Raw genomic sequence first — 18,875 nt, 5'->3', positions numbered from 1 at the left:
CCTTCTCAACTTCGCGCCAAACCGCTAATGCCGTGGAAACGCTGCATGCGAGGACAGACAAATGACGATGCGCCCCCTTGTCCGGTTCCCGGACGAACGCCTGCGGATGCCCTGCCGGACGGTAACACAGTTCGACGTCTCGCTGGCCGCACTCGCCGCCGACCTCACCGACACGATGCGGGCGGCGCCGGGTATCGGCATCACCGCGGCCCATGTCGGCGAACTGCTCCGGCTCGTCGTTATCGAGCTCGACGGGCCGGCATCGACTCGCATCTATGTAAACCCGCAGGTCGAATGGACCTCGCCACAAGGCGGCCGCCATACCGAAGGCAGCGTGTCGATGCCCGGGGTGACCGATGACGTCGAGCGCCCGTCAGCGATCAGGGTCCGTTACCAGGACCTTGGCGGCGAGTGGCGCGTGGAGGAAGCGGCCGGGCTGCTGGCGGTATGCCTGCAGCACGAAATCGACCAGCTCGACGGAATCTTCTGGATCGACCGTCTGTCGCGGCTGAAGCGGGAGCGAATCATCAAGAGATACCGCAAGCTTCAAGGCTCTTGAGCGGCCTCACGCCGTTCCGGGCGCACCCGGGATTGCCGAGGTCGACCAGCCTGTGACGAACGCGGCACGACGCTGCGGCGGGGCCTCGCGGCCCGGCTCATCAATGGCTAACAATCAAGGAAAAACAATAGCTTACTAAGCTAGATGGTGCGGTCGAGAAGACTCGAACTTCCACGGGTTGCCCCACAGCGACCTCAACGCTGCGCGTCTACCAATTCCGCCACGACCGCATCGTGGTAGGTGCCGAATTGCTCCAGCGGGGCTGCATGTAGCAAAAGCCTTTTGGGTGCACAAGGCCATCACGACAGAAATCTTGCGGGACGAGCAACAATTTCAACAGGCCCTGTGAACAGCCGGATTCCGCCCTGAAATCCTTGCGGCAGACCGCCTATATTGGCAGAAACGACGCCCAGAAGGACAAGCCATGCAACGCGCCGAACTTGAGAAGACGATGCTCGCCCCGCCGGGCTCGCCACCGGTCCGCTGGCGGATCGAGCCGGGACTCACCGCCTATGACGCGGCGGTGGCAACGATGGAACGCGAGGCGGCGGCGATCGCCGCCGGCGAGGCCGACGAGCTCGTCTGGCTGGTCGAGCATCCGCCGCTCTACACCGCCGGCACCAGCGCCGACGGCGCCGACCTGGTCGAGCCCGATCGCTTTCCGGTATTCCAGACCGGGCGCGGCGGCGAATACACCTATCACGGCCCGGGCCAGCGCGTCGTCTACGTCATGCTCGATCTCAAGCGCCGCCGCCAGGACGTGCGCGCCTTCGTCGCCGCGCTGGAAGACGTCGTCATCGGCACGCTGGCGCAGATGAACGTCAAGGGCGAGCGGCGCGAGGACCGGGTCGGCGTCTGGGTACGACGCCCGGACCGGCCGCCCCTGCCCGACGGCTCGCCGGCGGAGGACAAGATCGCCGCGATCGGCATCCGTCTTCGGCGCTGGGTGAGCTTCCATGGCCTGGCGCTCAACGTCGACCCCGACCTCGACCATTTCAACGGCATCGTTCCCTGCGGCATCCGCGGCTACGGCGTGACCAGTCTCGTCGACCTCGGCCTGCCGGTGATGATGAGCGACGTCGACGTTCGGCTGAAGGACGCCTTCGAGCAGGTCTTCGGCCCCGTGCGATCCGAGCGGTAGCCCGGCGCTCCGGCCCGCGACATCTCGATCGGCGGCGAGGCCGAGGCGCCCCCTGCCGGCGCTCCGATCGCCGTGCCTGCCGCGCCGCGCATCTGTTTGCGGCGCAATTGGAGCAGCCAAGCCCCGTATCCACCGACTACTCTCGACGGCGGAAGAATGGAGCCCGCAATGGCAGATTCCGGTGACGACAACACAATAGCCTTTCCGACCCGCCGCAACGACGGCGACACGCTTGGCGGTCGCATCTGGCGAGCACGCGATGCTCTCGACATGTCGCTCGAGGCGCTGGCCGAGCGTCTCGGCATTCCCCTTGAGACGGTCAGCGACTGGGAACGGGACCACGCCGAGCCTGGACCGCATTCGCTGTTCATGCTGGCCGGCGTGCTGGGCGTTGCACCGTCCTGGCTGATGGCCGGCATCGGCGAGGCCCCGCCGGAAGCCGACGCCGTCGAAGAACCGGCGATGCACCCGCTGGAGGTGCAACTGCGCCAGCTTCGGGCCCTCCATGCCCAGACCGGCGAGGCGATCGCGGCGCTGGAAGCAGCGATCCTGCAGCTCTCCCCCCAAAGCTGCAAGGAATAGTCCGGGCGCACTTGAGTAACCGTGCCCGCTCTGCGATGGTCCGGGCCAAGATTCCACGGACGAACGACATATTCAGGGAGAATAATCATGGACGTACGCGCAGCCGTCGCTATCCAGGCCGGCAAGCCGCTTGAGGTCATGACGGTGCAGCTCGAAGGCCCGAGGGCCGGCGAGGTGCTGGTCGAGGTCAAGGCCACCGGCATCTGCCATACCGACGATTTCACGCTTTCGGGCGCCGATCCAGAAGGCCTGTTCCCGGCGATCCTCGGCCATGAGGGCGCTGGCGTCGTCGTCGACGTCGGCCCGGGCGTCACCTCGGTCAGGAAGGGCGACCATGTCATCCCGCTCTACACGCCGGAATGCCGCTCCTGCCCGTCCTGCCTGTCGCGCAAGACAAACCTCTGCACCGCGATCCGCGCCACCCAGGGTCAGGGCGTCATGCCGGACGGCACCTCGCGCTTCTCGATCGGCAAGGACAAGATCCATCACTACATGGGGTGCTCGACCTTCGCCAACTACACCGTCCTGCCGGAGATCGCCGTCGCCAAGGTCAACCCGGACGCGCCCTTCGACAAGATCTGCTACATCGGCTGCGGCGTCACCACCGGCATCGGCGCGGTGATCAATACCGCCCAGGTCGAGATCGGCGCCACCGCCGTCGTCTTCGGCCTCGGCGGCATCGGCCTCAACGTCATCCAGGGCCTGCGCCTTGCCGGGGCCGACATGATCATCGGCGTCGACCTGAACAACGACAAGAAGGTCTGGGGCGAGAAGTTCGGCATGACCCACTTCGTCAACCCTTCGGAGATCGGCGAGGACCTCGTCCCCTACCTCGTCAACATGACCAAGCGCGGTGCCGACCAGATCGGCGGCGCCGACTACACCTTCGACTGCACCGGCAACACCAAGGTCATGCGCCAGGCGCTCGAGGCCAGCCACCGCGGCTGGGGCAAGTCGGTCATCATCGGCGTTGCCGGCGCCGGCCAGGAGATCTCGACCCGTCCGTTCCAGCTCGTCACCGGCCGGACCTGGATGGGCACCGCCTTCGGCGGCGCGCGCGGCCGCACCGACGTCCCGAAGATCGTCGACTGGTACATGGAGGGCAAGATCGAGATCGACCCGATGATCACCCACACCATGCCGCTCGAGGACATCAACAAAGGGTTCGAGCTGATGCACCAGGGCCAGTCGATCCGAAGCGTCGTGCTCTACTGATGTCGTCGCTCGACTACCGGGTCGACGTGCGGGGAATGGATGCCTTCTCCGCACGGGACCTCTATGCCATGCTGAAACTGCGCGTCGACGTCTTCGTCGTCGAACAGGCCTGTCCCTATCCCGAGCTCGACGGCAACGACATCGACGCCCTGCACCTTCGCCTGCTCGATGGCACCGCGTTGCTCGCCTGCGCGCGGCTCTGGCGGCCGGCGCCGGACAAGCCCCCGCGGATCGGCCGCGTGGCGGTGTCGTCCGCCCATCGCGGCCGGCGCCTCGGGGACGCTTTGATGCGCGAGGCGATCGCCGCCTGCCAGCGCCTCTACCCCGGCGAGCCGGTCGCGCTCTCGGCGCAGAGCCACCTGCAGAGCTTCTACCGCTCGCACGGCTTCGCGGCGACGTCGAAGGAATATTTCGAGGACGGCATTGCGCACGTCGACATGCTGCGCCCGCTGGCCGCGGCGACGGCCTGAGCCGGGCGCGATCGAGGAACTGATGCAGATGATTTACGTCGACGCCGATGCCTGTCCCGTCAAGGCCGAAGTGCAGAAGGTCGCCGAGCGCCACGGCCTCGAGGTGGTGTTCGTCGCCAACTCGGGCCTGCGGCCGTCGCGCGACCCGATGGTGCGCAATGTCATCGTCCCCGGCAGTTTCGACGCCGCCGACGACTGGATCGTCGAGCACGTGCAGGCGGGCGACATCGTGGTGACGGCGGACGTCCCGCTCGCCGGCCGCTGCGTCGCCAAGGACGCGCTGGTGACGGGTCCCGGCGGCCGCCTGTTCGACAAGGCCAACATCGGCATGGCGACCGCCATGCGCGACCTCGGCGCGCATCTGCGCGAAACCGGCGAGAGCAAGGGCTACAATGCCGCCTTCTCGCCGCGCGACCGGTCGACCTTCCTGGAAACGCTGGAACGGCTCTGCCGGCGGGCGAAGCCATCCGCCGGGAGCCGCCCGTGACCCCCGCGGCGGGCAAAAGTTTCCCTTTCAACGCCGTGCCATGCGCAGGTCGCCAAACGACAACGTCGGCGCCGTGCGGCACTAACCCGATGGAGTTGCCATGAAAGTGCTATCCCAGAACCAGGCCTTCGGCGGCATGCAGGGTGTCTTCGCCCACGATTCGCTTGCCTGCAAGTGCGAGATGACCTTTGCCGTCTTCGTCCCGCCAAAGGCCATCAGCGAGCCCTGCCCCGTGCTCTGGTACCTGTCGGGACTGACCTGCACCCATGCCAATGCGATGGAGAAGGGCGAGTATCGCCGCATGGCCGCGGAACTGGGCCTGATCATCGTCTGCCCCGACACCAGCCCGCGCGGCAACGACGTGCCGGACGAGCTGACCAGCTGGCAGATGGGCAAGGGCGCCGGCTTCTACCTCGATGCGACGGAGAAGCCGTGGGCCGAGAACTTCCAGATGTACACCTACATCACCGAGGAACTGCCGGCCTTCGTCAGCCAGCACTTCCGCATGGACATGACCCGCCAGGGCATCTTCGGCCATTCGATGGGCGGCCACGGCGCCATGACGATCGCGCTGAAGAACCCGGACCGCTTCCGCAGCTGCTCCGCCTTCGCCCCGATCGTGTCGCCGTCCACCGCCGACTGGTCGGCGCCCGCCTTCGAGAAGTACCTCGGTGCGGACCAGGCGGCCTGGCGCGAATACGACGCCTGCGCGCTGGTGGCGGACGGGGCGCGCTTCCCGGAATTCCTGATCGACCAGGGCAAGGCCGATGGTTTTCTCGACAGCGGCCTCCGCCCGTGGCTGTTCGAGGACGCGATCAAGGGGACGGATATCGGCCTCACGCTGCGTATGCACGAGCGCTATGACCACTCCTACTATTTCATTTCCACCTTCATGGACGACCACTTGAAGTGGCACGCCGAGCGGCTCGGCTGAAAACCATGGCGCCGGCGCATGACTGGGTTGCGCCGGCGGCTCTTGCCTTTCGATGCCCGGATGGCGATATAGGCGGCAGCAGACGGCTGCTGCCACACTCTTCGTGCGGTGACGAATGCGGGGACGGCCCCGCTCCTTGATGATGGAGCAGGACATGTCCTGGATTTTGCTCGTGCTGGCCGGCCTCTTCGAGATCGGCTGGGCGATCGGCCTGAAATATACCGACGGCTTCACAAGGCCCCTCCCCACAGCGCTGACCTCGGCGGCGATGCTCGTCAGCATCGTGCTGCTTGGCCTTGCCGTGCGCAACCTGCCGATGGGCACCGCCTATGCCGTCTGGACCGGGATCGGCACGGTCGGCACCGAAATTCTCGGGATCGTCCTGTTCGCCGAGCCGGTGACGGCGCTGCGGCTCGGCTGCATCGCCCTGATCGTCACCGGTATCATGGGCCTGAAGTTCGCCGCCTGAGCATCCTCAGCCCCGCCGGTTGTCGAGCGAAAACGCACCCGGTCCGGCGAAGAACAGGTAGAGGAAGATGAAGCAGAACGAGATCGCGGCGTCGCCGCGATTGTTCACCGGCCAGAAATCGACGGGCATGTGTGCCATGAAATAGGCGACTGCCATGAAGCCGCAGAGAACGAAGGCGGTCGGCCGGGTGAACAGCCCGAGAAGGATCAGCGCACCGCCGATCGCCTCGAGCAGCCCGGCCACGCCGATCAGGTTCATCAGGTCGCCGAACGGCGGATCCGCCGGCGGGAAGTTGAAGAGCTTCTGCGTTCCATGCTCGATGAACTGCAGGGCCGTCATGATCCGGAGCGCGGCCAGCGCATGGGGTTCATAGGGGGTCAGGCGTTCGGCAAGCGACATGTCCGGGCTCCAGCGACAACGATCGAGCGGCTTCCGGTCAGAACCGCTCGCAAGCCGGATTCTGACCCCGCCTACTCGACAGTCAAGATGCCGGCGGGGGATGCCGGAACCGAACGGATTTCTCTGCCTAGTTGCAGCTGATGTACTGCGTCGCCACGCACGGCGTGACCGCGCCGCGCGACCGGGTCTCGGCCCCGGTCGCGACCTGGGGCTTGCGCACACGCGGCCGCACCGTCAGCGCCGCCTCGCTCGGAATGATGACCGGCTCTTCGACCTTGTCTTCGGGCCGGTTCGGCCCGTGCGCGGCGATCGCGGTCGAGTGCGCCTTCGCCGTGCGCTGGCCGGACTTGCGCTTGCCGGCCGCCGCGGGCTTGACCGGGGCGAGCTGGTAGGCGATCGCCAGGCGCTTGGCGATGGCGGTGGCCAGCGCCCGGTCGCCGGCCTTTGCGCCGGGTTGGAAGCTGTTGATACGGAACCCTTCGCTCGCCACCGTCGAGCCGGTGCTGTCCTTCAGCAGGACCGTCACCTCGGCCGAGTTGCGGCCGACCTCGGCGCCCACGCCTCGGACCGCCTTCAAAATCCGAACGTCCATGGTTACCCTGGGTAGCCGCACCGGACGGCGCGTCGAGCGCACCGCCTGCTTCAGTTGCTGGCTGGCCAGCTTCGCGACCGACGGCGGAACGGTCGCATCGGCGGAGACGGTGACGCTACGAATGTCCTTGAGCGTCTCCGCCCCGGCCGCAGCCGTCAGGGCGAGCACCGCAAGCGCTGCCAGCGGCGCGCGAAGAAGAGAGATCAGCATATCTAGTCGAACCCATAGCCCGGGACTCCGCCCTCGGCGAATCAGTCCCCTCATGGATTCCGCTTTGCACGACCGGGCCAACGCGCGCAATGGGCAGTTGCGCCGCACTGGTCGGCTTCGCGCCGTCAGCGCGCAGCCAGCGCCGCCAACACGTCTGCCGCCACCTCGAACTCGGCCCGACGCAGTTCGCGGCGATGGAACGCCTCCTCGTCGGTGCCCCATTGCTCGATCTGCCAGTCCTCATCGAGATGGGCCAGCTTCCAGACCGTCGCCGCGTCAAGGCGGCCATAGGCGAACGCCAGTGCCAAAATGGCAGAACCGGTGAGCGTGGTGATCGTATGCAGGGCGGCCAATTCCAGCGGCGAGCCGAACCTTTCCAGGGCGGCGGCAAACGCGGCCATCGCCGGCTGCGGCTGTTCCTGGTGGATGACGCCCTCAGCCAGGATGAAGCGCGCCCCGAGGGCGTCGGCGGCCCAGTCGAGCACCGGGTCCCAACCCTCGCACTGCCACTGCACCAGGCGTTCCGGGCTGTCGGCGCGATAGCAGATCATATCGGTCCCGGCGAAACGGACGATCTCGTCCATGACCGCCGCGCGTTGGTCGGCGACCCCGTCGAGCGCGGTGTTGACGAGCCGCGTCACCGGCATCTTCGCCGGATCGATCACCTCGGCCTGCGCCTGCCACTCCTGCTTCAGCCGATCGGCCAGCGCCGGTGAGCCGACGGCGAGCGCCCGCCTCGCCGGCGTGCGCACGGGCCGCCCGTCGAGCAGCACGGTATGGCCGTCGTCGGTCTCTGCGATCGAGACCTCCTTGTAGAACCGCTTTGGCAGCGGCCGCTTCATCTGGATCTGCGCCCGGCGCACCGGATCGGGATCGCTCATGGCGTCGGACAGGTCTGTGAGGATGTCACGCATCGGATAACTCCAGCCACTCAAGCAGTTCGGCCGGCTCCCTTAGAATGTGGTCGGCTCCCGCCTCGACAAGCTCGGGAACGCTGGCATAGCCCCAAGCGACGCCGACCGCTTGCGCGCCGGCCGCCTTCGCCATCTGCATATCGTAAATCGCGTCGCCGATGACAACGGTGCGCGCCGGATCGACGCCCGATTCGGCGCAACATTCTGCGACCATGGCCGGGTGCGGCTTGGACGGGCAATCGTCGGCGGTGCGCGAGACGAAGAAGGTACGCTCGAAGCCGTGGGTGGCACGGATCGAATCGAGGCCGCGCCGCGACTTGCCGGTGACCGCGCCGAGCAGCAGCGCGTCCTCGCGCTCCAGCCGTCGGATCAGCGTCTCGATGCCGGGAAACAGCGGCTCCTGGAAGCCCGGCTCCGCCCGAACGCCCATGAAAATCTTCTTGTAGTGGCCGGTCATCGCGAGCGCCTGGTCGTCCACGTGCGGCTTGCCCTGCAGCCGGGCGATGGCAATGTCCAGTGTCAGGCCGATGATGCCCTTGGTGGCGGCGAGCGCCGGCCGCTCGAGACCGAAGTCGTGGAAGGTGCGCGCCATGACCTCGTGGATCAGCGTCGCGCTGTCGACGAGCGTTCCGTCACAGTCGAAAAGGACGAGCCGCATCACTCAGCCTCGTCGGCGGCGTTCTGGTCAAAACCAAAGACATTCCAGGTCTGCACCATGTGCGGCGGCAGCGGCGCGGTCACGCGCAGGCGCCCGCCGGCGGGGTGGGGAATGTCGATGTGGCGCGCATGCAGGTGCAGCCGGTTCTGTATGCCGCCCGGAAAGGTCCAGTTGATGTCCGCATCGAAATATTTCGGGTCGCCGAGAATCGGATGGCCGAGATGGGCGGCGTGAACGCGCAACTGGTGTGTCCGGCCGGTGTAGGGCTCCATCTCCAGCCAGCAGAAGTTCTGCCCCGCCTGTTCGACGACACGGTAGTAGGAGACGGCGTGATCGGCGCCGTCCTCGCCGTGCTTGGCAATGCGCATCCGGTCGCCGTCGGCCGTCTGCTCCTTCACCAGCCAGGTCGAGATCCGGTCCTCGCGCTTGCGCGGCACGCCCTTCACGATCGCCCAATAGGTCTTCTTGGTGTCGCGCTCGCGGAACGCCGCCGTCAGCTTCTGCGCCGCACCGCGCGTCCGGGCGACGACGAGCACGCCGGAGGTGTCGCGGTCGAGGCGATGGACCAGGCGCGGCTTCTCGCCCTTCTGGCTCGTCCAGGCCTCCAGCATCTTGTCGATGTGGCGGGTGACGCCCGAGCCGCCCTGCACGGCAATGCCGGCCGGCTTGTTCAGCACGAACACCTTGTCGTCCTCGTGCAGCAGCATGCGCGACAAAAGCTCGCCATCGGGCGAATGCTTCAGGTCCCGGCCGCCGATCGGGCCGGAGCGCGTATCCTTTGCGTCCACGCCCATCGGCGGGATGCGCACCATCTGCCCCGGTTGCACGCGGGTATCGGTCTTGGCGCGGCCGCCGTCCACGCGGACCTGCCCCGAGCGCAGCAGCTTCTGCAACTGCCCGAAGCCGAGCCCGGGATAGTGGACCTTGAACCACCGGTCGAGCCGCATGCCCGCCTCGTCCTGGTCCACCTGCCTGTGTTCGATGCCTGCCATCTTCGCCCTTCTTTCGTTGCGCCGTGCTTTAGCGCATGTTCCGGCAAAGGGGAAGTTTCGGGAACCGACGGGTCAGAAGGCCCGGAAGGTCAGCGTCGTCAGCGAGCGGACAATGCCGGGAATGACGGCGATATTGTCGTTGATGAACTTGCCGATGTCTTCCTCGCTCTCGACATAGACCTTCAAGAGCAGATCGTAGTCGCCGCTCGTGGAATAGAGTTCGGAGATCAACTCGGTCGCATAGAGCGCATCGGCCACTTCGTAGGTCTTGCCGGGGGCGCACTGCAGTTGCACGAAAATCGGTTTCATCGGACCACCCCGCCGCATGCCGCGGCCATTGATACCCGCCCCGCTCCGGGGCGCCCTGCCGGCTTTATGGCGGAGTTCACCCACCCGACGCAAGAGCGTGCGGCGGATTTGCTACGGCGTCGCTCCCCACCCCCGCTTCTGTAAGATTTTTCTAAAATGCCATCGTCATAATTCGCAGGTCCGAAAGGCCCCGGCGCTAAAATGACCCATCGCGCCGACGAAACGACAGATTATCGATGACACAGATCGTTACCGTATCCCCCAGCACTGCCGCCTACGCTGCGGAGGCCCACAAGGCCAAGACGCGCACGTCCACGCTGTTCGAGGAGAAACTCGAGGTCTGGCACAAAGTTGCCAGGGTCAACGGCGACGCCCTGCAGAAAGCCTATCTCGGCCTGGTCCTGCCGCCGGCGCTCGCCGTCGCGCTGCTGACGACACGGGCGCAGCCGGAAGCGACCGTGGAGATGGTCGATCGCGCCTACGCCGAAAACGACGGCACGGCCGAGACCGTCACCGTCGAGGAACAGGACAAGCTTTAGTTCACCGCAAGACAGGTCGGGCATCGACGGCGACCGCCGCCTCGCCTGCCTTCACGGCAACCTATTCCAGGAACGTCATCGGGTTGACGGGCGAGGCATTCTTGCGAACCTCGAAGTGCAGCTTGGGACGGGTGGCACTGCCGCTCATGCCGGAGGCTGCCAGCGTCTGCCCGCGCTGCACCTTCTGGCCGCGCTGAACGTTGAGGCTCGACGCATGGCCATAGACCGTTACGGTGCCGTCGTCATGGCGGACGAGCACTGCATTGCCGAGTTCCTTCAGGCTGCTGCCGGAATAGATGACGACCCCGTTCTCGGCCGCCTTGATCGGCGTTCCTTCCGGCACCGAAATGTCGATACCCTCGTTGCGGCTGCCCTCGACATTGGCGCCGTAGCCGGCGATCACGGCGCCGCGCACCGGCCAGCGGAACTTGCCGATTCCGGTCGATTCCGGCGCCTCGGCGGTGACGTCGGTCTTGGTCTCGACCTCGGCTACCGTCTCCGTCTTGGCCACCGGCGCATAGGCCTCGACCTTCTTCTCCACCGGCTCGACCGTCTTTTTCGGTTCGGGCAGCGATGCGGTCATCGTGGCGTCAGTCGAGGAGGGCGACGGGATCACGAGCTTCTGGCCTACGCGGATCGAGGCAGCAGACAGACCGTTTGCCCGCTTGAGCGCATCGACGGAAACACCGTTCCTGGCCGCAATCTTCGTCAGCGAATCGCCCGGCTGCACCTCGTATCCGCCCCCGGCCTTGCCTTCTCCGCCGGCGGTCACCTTTCCGGCATCGCCGGAGCTCTTGTCGCGGCTCTTGGAAGAGCCCGGCAGGATCGCCACCTCCTCGCCCGCCTGGTTCTCCGGCAACGGCTGCCTGTTGTCGCGATTGAGCGCTGTATCGATCGAAGCCCTGGCAGCGCTCGGGGTGGTGCCGAACACCGGGATAGTGATCTTCTGGCCAGGCTCGGCCTCGGCCGCAGTCTTCATGCCGTTGGCCTTGAGGATCTCCTTCTCCGGCACGCCGTAGCGGCTGGACAGCGTTTTCACGCTTTCGCCCGGGCGCATCATCACCACCGGCGCATTCGCCGTCGACCAGCCATTGCCGGCCTTGCCGCTTTCTGCCTTTGCCGTGGACTCGGGCTTGCGCACTGCCGGCACCGGCTGCGCCATCGCCACCTCGCGCTCGGCGGAGCTTGCGACCGGGGCCGGTTCGGCCAGAGCCGTGCGCTGCACGCTCACCGGCGTGGTCGCCATCCGCGCGCTCGAACCAGCATCCACCGAGGCCGACATCGGATACGACGTCTGCGCCCGGTTCATCGCCATGCCCTGGCCGGCGCCATTGATATCCCCTTGAGGGACGGCGGCGCCGCCGAACACCGTGCTCCGCGGGATCGAGTTGGTCGTAATGTCGTCGGATGAGGAGAACAGCCCGCCGAAGCGCGTGGCGTCGGAACTGCAACCGCTGGCGACGCTGGCCAGCAATACCGCCACGAGAAGCCGGGGCGCGGTCTTTCCAATACTCGGCGATACACTCTTACGCATGTCTGACAACCCAATCGAAACACAACCATTGCTGTGTAATGATTAAAGCGCGTTAGAGTTACTGCCCGGTTAAGGCAGCGCTCGCCAAATCGGATTCTTGAGGACTTGATAACCATCACGGACCGCAACACCCTGTCAAACCAGGGTGCGGCCGGGCGTCGGGTCAGAAGCTGCCCAGATACATGGAAGCGGCCCGGGAGACGCGGGCGCCGCTGACGGCGGCAGCGGCCGGCGCCATCTGCGGCATGTCGCGGCGAATCGTGTTGCCGCTCGCAAGGATGGCGTCGATCACTGCCGGCACCTCGGCGCCCTCGTCCGCCGCCTTTTCGGCATAGGCCAGCGAGCGGAGCGCGGAAACGGCCACCTCGCGGCTGCCAGCATAGCGCGGGCTCGCCTGGTCCTGCGGCTGCAGGTTGTCGAAATACGCGACATAGGCGCGGTAGTAGCCCTTCATGTCGCCCTGGTCTCGAAACCGTCGGAAAGCAACGTATTCGCGCTGTTCCAGCTCCGGCGAGACGATGTTGTTGCGCTCGTCCTCGGTCAGGGCCGGCAGCTGGCTGTCGTTGCGCGAGGCGCTCAGGACGAACAGCGCGTCGACGGACAGGGATACCTGCTCGGACGGATCGTAGGAACCGGCCCTGAACGCCGGCTGCCTGCCGCCATCGACCGGCTCTTCGCTGCTTCGACCGGCGGCCCGGGCGGCGAGATTGGCAATGCTGTCCCCTGTCGCCCGACCGGCAACGCTGTCCGAGATCTGCATGTTCAACTCCATTGGCACCGAGTGAGCCCCTGTCAGGGCATCCATGCGCACGACGTTAGGCCGTCGTCTGTCACGGGCTTATGGGGTGAAACTTGCGCGAGGCTTGCGTTGATTAACGAATGGTTAACGCACTCGACCCGGCGCGCCGTGGCTTGTCAACATATTGTTTTCTTGTGGTTTTCTAGTGCCGTCCATATCGGTTCGCATTTCAGCAATACCTGTTGGAAGGCAGTGCCCGGATCGCGCAGGCCGCGGCGCGACCGACTCGCTCCACCTTCCGTAACGTCAGTTTCGGCATCCCGACGTCAGAGGGCCTGGGCCTGGTGTGGCACGATCGGCAGGTACGGAACCGGGAACAGGTCCTCGCGATCGAAGCGGCTGCCGGTCTTGGACAGCCGCAGCATCCGGCATTCGGTATCGCTGACCATCACCGGCGCAAGCAGCATGCCACCGGAGACAAGCTGATCGACGAATTGCCGCGGCATGGCCGGAAAGGCCGCGGTGACAAGGATACGGTCGAAGGTGCCCTCGCCCGGCATGCCGTGGCTGCCGTCGCCCTGGCGCACGACAACGTTGCGAAGTCCTGCCTTCTCGATGCTGTGCTGCGCGCCGGTGACCAGCGTTTTGTAGCGGTCGACGGTCAACACCCGCTCGGTCAAACGCCCCATGACGGCGGCGGTGAAGCCGCTGCCGGTGCCGATCTCGAGCACCCGCTGGCCGGGCTTGAGATTGAGAAGATGCAGCAGTCTCACGGCTAGGTCGGCGCCTTCCACGAAGGAGCCGCATTCGATCGGCAGCAGCCGGCTGGAATAGGCTTCGCCGGCGAACTGCGCCGGCACGAACAGCGTCCGCGGCGTCTGTTCTACGGCGGTGAGCAGATCGATATTGTTGATGCCCTCGCCGCGCAGCCGCAGCGCCAGCGCTGCAAAGCCTTCCTTCTCAACCACCCGTGCCGCGTTCAATCGCCACCTCCGCCTCAGACGAGCGCGCGCTGAACGCGGTCAAGCACCGCGTAGTCCGTCAGATCCAGCTTGAGCGGGGTGACGGAAATCGCGTTCTCCCGCAGCGCGTGGATGTCCGTGCCGGCACGGAAATCGCCGTGCCGGTCGCCGAAGCGCAGCCAGAAATAAGGGAAGCCGCGGCCGTCCTGGCGCTCGTCGATGGTGATGCCGAAATCGAGCTTGCCCTGCGAGGTCACCTCGACGCCGCGGACCGAATCCGCGGGGCAATTGGGGAAATTCAGGTTGAAGAACGTGCCGTCGGGCAGCTCGACGTCCAGAAGCCGCCGGATCAGGTCGGGCGCATGGCGCTCGACCACGTCCCAGGGAACCATATGTCCGTCGGCATGGCGAAAAGCCTGGCTCAGCGCCATCGACGGGATCCCCTGCAGGGTGCCCTCGATCGCACCCGCGATCGTCCCGGAATAGGTGACGTCGTCGGCCATGTTGGCCCCGGCATTGACCCCGGACAACACGAGATCGGGCGGTCCCGGCAGGATCTCGCGCGCGGCCATGATCACACAGTCGGTCGGCGTGCCGCGCAGCGCGAAATGCTTGTCGGCGACCTTGCGAAGACGCAGCGGCTCCGACAGCGTCAGCGAGTGCGCAAGCCCGCTCTGGTCCGTTTCCGGCGCGACGACCCAAACGTCGTCCGACAGCGTGCGGGCGATCCGTTCCAGCACCGCAAGGCCGTCCGCATGGACGCCGTCGTCATTGGTCAGCAGGATGCGCATCGCTTCCCAAGTCCTTTCAGCTTGCCTTCTCGATCTTCTTCAGCCCGCCCATGTAGGGCAGCAGAACGTCCGGCACCGTGACCGAACCGTCCTCGTTGAGATAGTTCTCCAGCACCGCGATCAGGGCGCGACCGACGGCCACACCCGACCCGTTCAGCGTGTGAACGAACTTCAAGCTCTTGTCGTCCTTGCCGCGATAGCGCGCGTTCATGCGCCGCGCCTGGAAGTCGCCGCACACCGAGCAGGACGAGATTTCGCGATAGGTGTCCTGCCCCGGCAGCCATACCTCGATGTCATAGGTCTTGCGCGCGCCGAAGCCCATGTCGCCGGTGCAGAGCGTGACGATGCGGTAGTGCAGGCCGAGGCGCCTGAGGATTTCCTCGGCGCAGGCGGTCATGCGCTCGTGCTCCTCGATCGAGCTGTCGGTGTCGGTGATGGAAACGAGCTCGCACTTCATGAACTGGTGCTGGCGCAGCATCCCGCGCGTGTCACGTCCGGCAGAACCGGCCTCCGACCGGAAGCAGGGCGTCAGCGCGGTGAATCGCAGCGGCAGCTTTTCCTGGGCGAGGATCTCTTCGCGCACGAGGTTGGTAAGCGGCACCTCGGCCGTCGGAATCAGCCAGCGCTCGTCCGTGGTCCTGAACAGGTCCTCCCCGAATTTCGGCAGCTGCCCGGTGCCGAACATCGCGTCGTCCCGCACGAGCAACGGCGGCTGCACCTCGATGTAGCCGTGCTCCTGCGTGTGGGTGTCGAGCATGAACTGCCCGAGCGCCCGCTCGAGCCGGGCCATTTGGCCCTTCAGGATGGTGAAGCGGGAACCGGCAATCTTCGCCGCGCCCTCGAAATCCATCCAGCCGAGCGCTTCACCGATCTCGAAGTGCTCGAGCGGCTTGTGGTTCCACGCCGGTCTTTCGCCCCAGGTGTGCTTCTCGACGTTGTCGGTTTCGTCGGCTCCGACCGGCACGTCCTCGAGCGGGACATTGGGGGTACGAGACAGCGCGTCGTTCAGTTCGGCCGTGATGCGACGCTCTTCCTCTTCGGCTGCGGGAAGGAGCGTCTTGATCTCTGCGACCTCGGCCTTGAGTCGCTCGGCCAGCGCCGCGTCCTTGCTCGCCATCGCCGCGCCGATCTCCTTGGAGGCGGCGTTGCGGCGCGACTGCATGTCCTGCGCCTTCTGGATGATCGAGCGGCGCGTCTCGTCAAGGGCGATCAGGCCGGCGGACGCCGGCTCCGCGCCACGCTTGGCCAGCGCTGCGTCCAGGGCCTCGGGATTTTCGCGGATCCATTTTATGTCGAGCATCGTCGTTCCAGGCGTCGTGGGGTTTTGCCCGTCCCGCCCGGCAGCGTCCGCTTGCGCCTGCTATCGGCTCTCGGCCTCTTGCGAAGCCGGCACTTCAGCCGCATCCGCCTCGGAGTCCGTTTCCTTTGCGGCGCTCGCCCGCTGCCGTTCGATGAGTCGGGCCGTATAGATCGAGATCTCGTAGAGAAGGATGGTCGGCAGCGCAAGGCCGATCTGGGAGATAGGATCGGGCGGCGTGAGGATGGCGGCGGCGACGAAGGCGGCCACGATCGCGTACTTGCGCTTGTCCACCAGCGCCTGCGAACCGATGAAGCCGGCGCGCACCAGCAGGGAGGACACTACCGGAAGCTGGAAGACGAGACCGAAGGCGAAGATCAGCGTCATGATCAGGCCCAGATATTCCGACACCTTCGGCAGCAACTGGATCGAAACCTCGCCCTCGCCGCCGCCCTGCTCCATCGCCAGGAAGAACCACATCACCATCGGGGTGAAGAAGAAATACACCAAGGCGGCGCCGATCAAGAACAGGACCGGCGAGGCGATCAGAAACGGCAGGAACGCGGCGCGCTCGTTCTTGTAAAGGCCGGGTGCGACGAACTTGTAGACCTGCTGCGCAATGATCGGAAAGGCGATCACCAGCGCACCGAACATCGCCACCTTGATCTGGGTGAAGAAGAACTCCTGCGGCGCCGTATAGATCAGTTCGACGTTTCGGTGCGTCAGCCCCGCCCATTCGACCGACCACTTGAACGGCAGCACAAGCAGGTTGAACAGACCCTTGGCAAAATAGAAGCAGACGAGGAACGCGACGAAAAAGGCGCCCACCGCCCACATCAATCGCCGGCGCAATTCGATCAGGTGTTCGATCAGCGGCTGGGGCTTGTCCTCGTAGTCGCCGCTCATGCCTCGTCCTTCTTGGGCTTGCGTGTGGTGGTCCTGGCCGCCGGCTTGCCGGGCGCCTTGGTAGCGGGCCCTGCCTTGGCCGCAGCGGCCTTTACGGGCGCATTCGCCCTGGCTGCGGCCTTGCGCTTCGGCGCGGGCGTACCGTCGCCCTCGGCTTTGGGCGTCCCCCTGGCCGTCTTTTTTGACGCGGCCGGGACGGCAGGACTTGCCTGATCTTCCGGCGCAGCCGTTGCCGGCTCGATCGGCCGGGCCTTCACCGGCGCGACCGGCGCCGCCGCCAGCGGCGGCGCCGCAGTTGCAGGTTCGGCCGCAGTTGCAGGTTCGGCCGCAGATGCAGGCTCGGCCAGCGCCGCCGGCGTCGCTTCGCCGGATGAAGCGGCAGGCTGATTGGTGCTCGTCGCCCGCTGCAGGTCGGACTTGATCTCGTCACCCACCTGGCGCAGCGGATTGACCGCGTCCCGGATGGCGTTCATCGGATTGAGCTTCTGCGCATCGCCGATGGTCTTGCGGACGTCGTCGAGATCGGCCTCGCGCAGGGCCTCGTCGAACTGCTGACGAAACTCGCCGGCCATGCCGCGCATCTTGGTCACCATGCGCCCAAAGGTCCGCAGCATCTGCGGCAGGTCCTTGGGACCCACCACAATGATCAGCACGATCGCAACGACGAGTATTTCGGTCCAGCCGACGTCAAGCATCTGGGAATGTCCTCAAGGGCCATGGCCGGCCGCCACGGCCGACCGACTACTTGGTTTCGTCGGCCTTGTGTTCGACCGTCTTGGTCTTGTCGGCATTGTCCTCGTCGGACATGCCCTTCTTGAAGTTCTTGATACCCTTGGCGACGTCGCCCATCAGTTCCGGAATCTTGCCACGGCCGAACAGCAGCAGCACCACCGCCAGTACGATCAGCCAATGCCAGATGCTGAAAGAACCCATTATCCTACTCCCTCTAGAATTCCGTACCCGATGTAAGACGTTCAGTCGTCTTTTTCAAACACTAGTATGTCGCGCTCGTTAACCGATACGGCCACGTCGCGCAATCCACCGGGAAGTTGACCGGCGCGAATGCGTGCGCGAACCGGCTGATCCGTTCCGGGAACGGCCATCTCCAACAGTTCGACAACGCCGAGGAACCGCCGCGACAGCACACGGGCCGGAATGGTCCCCTCCGATTGCGATACCGCCACGCCCGAGAGCCGCACCGCGATGCGCACTTGGGTGCCGTCACCGTGCGGGCCTGCCGGCACGATTCCGAGCGGCGTCTCGACCCTGCCGCCCCGGACGCTGCCGGGAAAGACGTTGATCTCCGAGAAGAAGCCGGCGGCGAAGACGTCGGCGGGCCGCAGGTAGAGTTCCTCCGCCGTGCCGATCTGCACCAGCTTGCCGTCGCGCAGCAGCGCGATGCGATCGGCCATGCGCATCGCCTCCTCTGCGTCATGGGTGACGACGATAGCGGTGGCCCGAGAGTGGCGCAGGATCGCCAGCGTATCGGCCCGGATCGAGTCCTTCAGCCGTGAGTCGAGCCCGGAGAACGGCTCGTCCATCAGCAGCACGGCCGGCCGCGGTGCCAGGGCGCGGGCCAGCGCGACGCGCTGCTGCTCGCCGCCCGACAACGCATGCGGATATTTGTCGGCGTAGTGCGAGAGCCCGACACGTTCGAGCGCCAGGTGAGCTTCCGCCACGGCTTCCGCCTTGGGGATGGCGGTCAGCCCGAAGCGAACATTGTCCAGCACCGACATGTGCGGAAACAGCGCAAAGTCCTGGAACATCAGCCCGACACCACGCCGTTCCGGCGGCAGGAACACCTTCGGTCCGGCGATTTCGCGGTCGTTCAACAGCACCCGCCCGCCGGCCTGGGCCTCGATGCCGGCGGCGATCCGCAGCAATGTGGTCTTGCCGGATCCGGACGGGCCGAGCAGGCACAACACCTCGCCCGGCTGCGCCGACATGGAGATGCCGCGGATCGTTTCCTTGCCATGGTAGCTGTGGTGGATGTCCTCGAAGGAAAGCTTGGCCGCAAAGGTGACCGCCGAAGCAGTGCGCTTTTCGCTCCCGTTCAAGGTCGACGAACCTGAAGCCATTCCCTGCCAATCCCTGCCTTCGCCGGAGCCCGGGATTGCCCCCGCCCCTCTTGCCGACCTGCCCGAAAAGCGGCGGCAATTCAGGGCAATGATAAGCT

Annotated in this window: 24 protein-coding genes and 1 tRNA gene; 9 read left to right on the top strand and 16 right to left on the bottom strand. The window is 66.0% G+C overall.

Annotation, left to right across the window (positions count from 1 at the left end):
- The first annotated feature begins 61 nt into the window (after positions 1–61).
- Positions 62–559, top strand: a complete 498-nt coding sequence (locus ACXAGF_RS09025) for a peptide deformylase (protein WP_475016262.1) — start codon at positions 62–64, stop codon at positions 557–559.
- A 145-nt stretch (positions 560–704) separates the two neighbouring features.
- Here the strand turns inward: ACXAGF_RS09025 and ACXAGF_RS09020 are convergent.
- Positions 705–789: transfer RNA gene (locus ACXAGF_RS09020), tRNA-Leu, on the bottom strand.
- A gap of 194 nt (positions 790–983) precedes the next feature.
- Here ACXAGF_RS09020 and lipB point away from each other — a divergent pair.
- The 7 genes from lipB (at position 984) to sugE (ending at position 5,857) form a co-directional block, all read left to right on the top strand.
- Positions 984–1,700, top strand: a complete 717-nt coding sequence (lipB, locus tag ACXAGF_RS09015) for a lipoyl(octanoyl) transferase LipB (protein WP_475016258.1) — start codon at positions 984–986, stop codon at positions 1,698–1,700.
- Between the two features lie 168 nt (positions 1,701–1,868).
- The gene (locus ACXAGF_RS09010) at positions 1,869–2,282 is read left to right on the top strand and encodes a helix-turn-helix domain-containing protein (protein ID WP_475016257.1); all 414 of its coding nucleotides are present in this window, start codon (positions 1,869–1,871) and stop codon (positions 2,280–2,282) included.
- Between the two features lie 87 nt (positions 2,283–2,369).
- Positions 2,370–3,497 (top strand): S-(hydroxymethyl)glutathione dehydrogenase/class III alcohol dehydrogenase, encoded by a 1,128-nt coding sequence (locus ACXAGF_RS09005; protein ID WP_475016254.1) that lies wholly within the window; start codon positions 2,370–2,372, stop codon positions 3,495–3,497.
- Entirely contained in the window at positions 3,497–3,967 is a 471-nt protein-coding gene (locus ACXAGF_RS09000) for a GNAT family N-acetyltransferase (RefSeq protein ID WP_475016252.1), read from the top strand. The genes ACXAGF_RS09005 and ACXAGF_RS09000 overlap by 1 nt, the downstream gene beginning before the upstream one ends.
- 28 nt (positions 3,968–3,995) lie before the next feature.
- Positions 3,996–4,454, top strand: a complete 459-nt coding sequence (locus ACXAGF_RS08995) for a YaiI/YqxD family protein (protein ID WP_475019241.1) — start codon at positions 3,996–3,998, stop codon at positions 4,452–4,454.
- Positions 4,455–4,554: 100 nt separating this feature from the next.
- Positions 4,555–5,388, top strand: coding sequence for an S-formylglutathione hydrolase (gene fghA, locus ACXAGF_RS08990; RefSeq protein ID WP_475016249.1), 834 nt, complete (start codon positions 4,555–4,557; stop codon positions 5,386–5,388).
- A 154-nt stretch (positions 5,389–5,542) separates the two neighbouring features.
- Positions 5,543–5,857, top strand: coding sequence for a quaternary ammonium compound efflux SMR transporter SugE (sugE, locus tag ACXAGF_RS08985; RefSeq protein WP_475016247.1), 315 nt, complete (start codon positions 5,543–5,545; stop codon positions 5,855–5,857).
- 6 nt (positions 5,858–5,863) lie between these two features.
- Here the strand turns inward: sugE and ACXAGF_RS08980 are convergent, their stop codons facing one another.
- The 6 genes from ACXAGF_RS08980 to ACXAGF_RS08955 all read right to left on the bottom strand — a co-directional run bounded on the left by ACXAGF_RS08980 (position 5,864) and on the right by ACXAGF_RS08955 (position 9,931).
- Positions 5,864–6,256 (bottom strand): DoxX family protein, encoded by a 393-nt coding sequence (locus ACXAGF_RS08980; protein ID WP_475016245.1) that lies wholly within the window; start codon positions 6,254–6,256, stop codon positions 5,864–5,866.
- A 127-nt stretch (positions 6,257–6,383) separates the two neighbouring features.
- Complete coding sequence (locus ACXAGF_RS08975) at positions 6,384–7,058, bottom strand: hypothetical protein (protein ID WP_475016243.1); 675 nt, start codon at positions 7,056–7,058, stop codon at positions 6,384–6,386.
- A 125-nt stretch (positions 7,059–7,183) separates the two neighbouring features.
- On the bottom strand, positions 7,184–7,972 hold the full coding sequence (locus ACXAGF_RS08970) for an ATP12 family chaperone protein (protein WP_475016241.1): 789 nt from the start codon (positions 7,970–7,972) through the stop codon (positions 7,184–7,186).
- Positions 7,965–8,630 (bottom strand): HAD-IA family hydrolase, encoded by a 666-nt coding sequence (locus tag ACXAGF_RS08965; protein WP_475016239.1) that lies wholly within the window; start codon positions 8,628–8,630, stop codon positions 7,965–7,967. Before ACXAGF_RS08965 ends, ACXAGF_RS08970 begins: the two co-directional genes overlap by 8 nt.
- Positions 8,630–9,622: an RluA family pseudouridine synthase gene (locus ACXAGF_RS08960; protein ID WP_475016236.1), complete on the bottom strand. Its 993-nt coding sequence runs from the start codon at positions 9,620–9,622 to the stop codon at positions 8,630–8,632. The genes ACXAGF_RS08965 and ACXAGF_RS08960 overlap by 1 nt, the downstream gene beginning before the upstream one ends.
- Before the next feature lie 72 nt (positions 9,623–9,694).
- Positions 9,695–9,931 carry an Lrp/AsnC ligand binding domain-containing protein gene (locus tag ACXAGF_RS08955; protein ID WP_192245016.1) on the bottom strand — a complete coding sequence of 79 codons (237 nt, stop codon included), beginning with the start codon at positions 9,929–9,931 and terminating at the stop codon, positions 9,695–9,697.
- A 236-nt stretch (positions 9,932–10,167) separates the two neighbouring features.
- Between ACXAGF_RS08955 and ACXAGF_RS08950 the strand changes: the two genes are divergently transcribed.
- Entirely contained in the window at positions 10,168–10,470 is a 303-nt protein-coding gene (locus tag ACXAGF_RS08950; RefSeq protein ID WP_475016233.1) for a hypothetical protein, read from the top strand.
- A 61-nt stretch (positions 10,471–10,531) separates the two neighbouring features.
- Here ACXAGF_RS08950 and ACXAGF_RS08945 read toward each other — a convergent pair whose 3' ends face one another.
- From ACXAGF_RS08945 to ACXAGF_RS08905, 9 genes are all read right to left on the bottom strand, one after another.
- Entirely contained in the window at positions 10,532–12,004 is a 1,473-nt protein-coding gene (locus ACXAGF_RS08945; RefSeq protein WP_475016231.1) for a peptidoglycan DD-metalloendopeptidase family protein, read from the bottom strand.
- 163 nt (positions 12,005–12,167) lie between these two features.
- Positions 12,168–12,764, bottom strand: a complete 597-nt coding sequence (locus ACXAGF_RS08940; protein ID WP_475016229.1) for a biotin biosynthesis protein BioC — start codon at positions 12,762–12,764, stop codon at positions 12,168–12,170.
- 305 nt (positions 12,765–13,069) lie between these two features.
- The gene (locus ACXAGF_RS08935; protein WP_475016226.1) at positions 13,070–13,726 is read right to left on the bottom strand and encodes a protein-L-isoaspartate(D-aspartate) O-methyltransferase; all 657 of its coding nucleotides are present in this window, start codon (positions 13,724–13,726) and stop codon (positions 13,070–13,072) included.
- A 14-nt stretch (positions 13,727–13,740) separates the two neighbouring features.
- Positions 13,741–14,496, bottom strand: a complete 756-nt coding sequence (gene surE / locus ACXAGF_RS08930) for a 5'/3'-nucleotidase SurE (protein WP_475016224.1) — start codon at positions 14,494–14,496, stop codon at positions 13,741–13,743.
- Positions 14,497–14,512: 16 nt separating this feature from the next.
- Complete coding sequence (gene serS, locus ACXAGF_RS08925; protein WP_475016223.1) at positions 14,513–15,796, bottom strand: serine--tRNA ligase; 1,284 nt, start codon at positions 15,794–15,796, stop codon at positions 14,513–14,515.
- 60 nt (positions 15,797–15,856) lie between these two features.
- Positions 15,857–16,699: a twin-arginine translocase subunit TatC gene (gene tatC, locus ACXAGF_RS08920; protein WP_475016220.1), complete on the bottom strand. Its 843-nt coding sequence runs from the start codon at positions 16,697–16,699 to the stop codon at positions 15,857–15,859.
- On the bottom strand, positions 16,696–17,394 hold the full coding sequence (gene tatB, locus ACXAGF_RS08915) for a Sec-independent protein translocase protein TatB (RefSeq protein WP_475016218.1): 699 nt from the start codon (positions 17,392–17,394) through the stop codon (positions 16,696–16,698). Before tatB ends, tatC begins: the two co-directional genes overlap by 4 nt.
- A gap of 46 nt (positions 17,395–17,440) precedes the next feature.
- Positions 17,441–17,632 carry a twin-arginine translocase TatA/TatE family subunit gene (locus ACXAGF_RS08910; protein WP_475016217.1) on the bottom strand — a complete coding sequence of 64 codons (192 nt, stop codon included), beginning with the start codon at positions 17,630–17,632 and terminating at the stop codon, positions 17,441–17,443.
- Positions 17,633–17,673: 41 nt separating this feature from the next.
- On the bottom strand, positions 17,674–18,777 hold the full coding sequence (locus ACXAGF_RS08905) for an ABC transporter ATP-binding protein (protein WP_475016216.1): 1,104 nt from the start codon (positions 18,775–18,777) through the stop codon (positions 17,674–17,676).
- Between the last annotated feature and the right edge of the window lie 98 nt (positions 18,778–18,875).

The organism is Mycoplana sp. ABR4_002, assembly GCF_056159645.1.
This window is presented reverse-complemented; position numbering and strand designations above follow the sequence as displayed.

Excerpts from the sequence above, each read along its gene's own strand:
- ACXAGF_RS08975 (WP_475016243.1), bottom strand. The coding sequence starts at position 7,058 with ATGCTGATCTCTCTTCTTCGCGCGCCGCTGGCAGCGCTTGCGGTGCTC.
- surE (WP_475016224.1), bottom strand. The coding sequence starts at position 14,496 with ATGCGCATCCTGCTGACCAATGACGACGGCGTCCATGCGGACGGCCTT.
- ACXAGF_RS08945 (WP_475016231.1), bottom strand. The coding sequence starts at position 12,004 with ATGCGTAAGAGTGTATCGCCGAGTATTGGAAAGACCGCGCCCCGGCTT.
- ACXAGF_RS08905 (WP_475016216.1), bottom strand. The coding sequence starts at position 18,777 with ATGGCTTCAGGTTCGTCGACCTTGAACGGGAGCGAAAAGCGCACTGCT.
- ACXAGF_RS08970 (WP_475016241.1), bottom strand. The coding sequence starts at position 7,972 with ATGCGTGACATCCTCACAGACCTGTCCGACGCCATGAGCGATCCCGAT.
- ACXAGF_RS08995 (WP_475019241.1), top strand. The coding sequence starts at position 3,996 with ATGATTTACGTCGACGCCGATGCCTGTCCCGTCAAGGCCGAAGTGCAG.
- ACXAGF_RS08950 (WP_475016233.1), top strand. The coding sequence starts at position 10,168 with ATGACACAGATCGTTACCGTATCCCCCAGCACTGCCGCCTACGCTGCG.
- ACXAGF_RS08910 (WP_475016217.1), bottom strand. The coding sequence starts at position 17,632 with ATGGGTTCTTTCAGCATCTGGCATTGGCTGATCGTACTGGCGGTGGTG.
- serS (WP_475016223.1), bottom strand. The coding sequence starts at position 15,796 with ATGCTCGACATAAAATGGATCCGCGAAAATCCCGAGGCCCTGGACGCA.
- fghA (WP_475016249.1), top strand. The coding sequence starts at position 4,555 with ATGAAAGTGCTATCCCAGAACCAGGCCTTCGGCGGCATGCAGGGTGTC.
- ACXAGF_RS09000 (WP_475016252.1), top strand. The coding sequence starts at position 3,497 with ATGTCGTCGCTCGACTACCGGGTCGACGTGCGGGGAATGGATGCCTTC.
- ACXAGF_RS08980 (WP_475016245.1), bottom strand. The coding sequence starts at position 6,256 with ATGTCGCTTGCCGAACGCCTGACCCCCTATGAACCCCATGCGCTGGCC.
- tatC (WP_475016220.1), bottom strand. The coding sequence starts at position 16,699 with ATGAGCGGCGACTACGAGGACAAGCCCCAGCCGCTGATCGAACACCTG.
- ACXAGF_RS09010 (WP_475016257.1), top strand. The coding sequence starts at position 1,869 with ATGGCAGATTCCGGTGACGACAACACAATAGCCTTTCCGACCCGCCGC.
- tatB (WP_475016218.1), bottom strand. The coding sequence starts at position 17,394 with ATGCTTGACGTCGGCTGGACCGAAATACTCGTCGTTGCGATCGTGCTG.
- ACXAGF_RS08940 (WP_475016229.1), bottom strand. The coding sequence starts at position 12,764 with ATGCAGATCTCGGACAGCGTTGCCGGTCGGGCGACAGGGGACAGCATT.
- ACXAGF_RS08960 (WP_475016236.1), bottom strand. The coding sequence starts at position 9,622 with ATGGCAGGCATCGAACACAGGCAGGTGGACCAGGACGAGGCGGGCATG.
- ACXAGF_RS09025 (WP_475016262.1), top strand. The coding sequence starts at position 62 with ATGACGATGCGCCCCCTTGTCCGGTTCCCGGACGAACGCCTGCGGATG.
- ACXAGF_RS09005 (WP_475016254.1), top strand. The coding sequence starts at position 2,370 with ATGGACGTACGCGCAGCCGTCGCTATCCAGGCCGGCAAGCCGCTTGAG.
- sugE (WP_475016247.1), top strand. The coding sequence starts at position 5,543 with ATGTCCTGGATTTTGCTCGTGCTGGCCGGCCTCTTCGAGATCGGCTGG.
- ACXAGF_RS08965 (WP_475016239.1), bottom strand. The coding sequence starts at position 8,630 with ATGCGGCTCGTCCTTTTCGACTGTGACGGAACGCTCGTCGACAGCGCG.
- ACXAGF_RS08955 (WP_192245016.1), bottom strand. The coding sequence starts at position 9,931 with ATGAAACCGATTTTCGTGCAACTGCAGTGCGCCCCCGGCAAGACCTAC.
- lipB (WP_475016258.1), top strand. The coding sequence starts at position 984 with ATGCAACGCGCCGAACTTGAGAAGACGATGCTCGCCCCGCCGGGCTCG.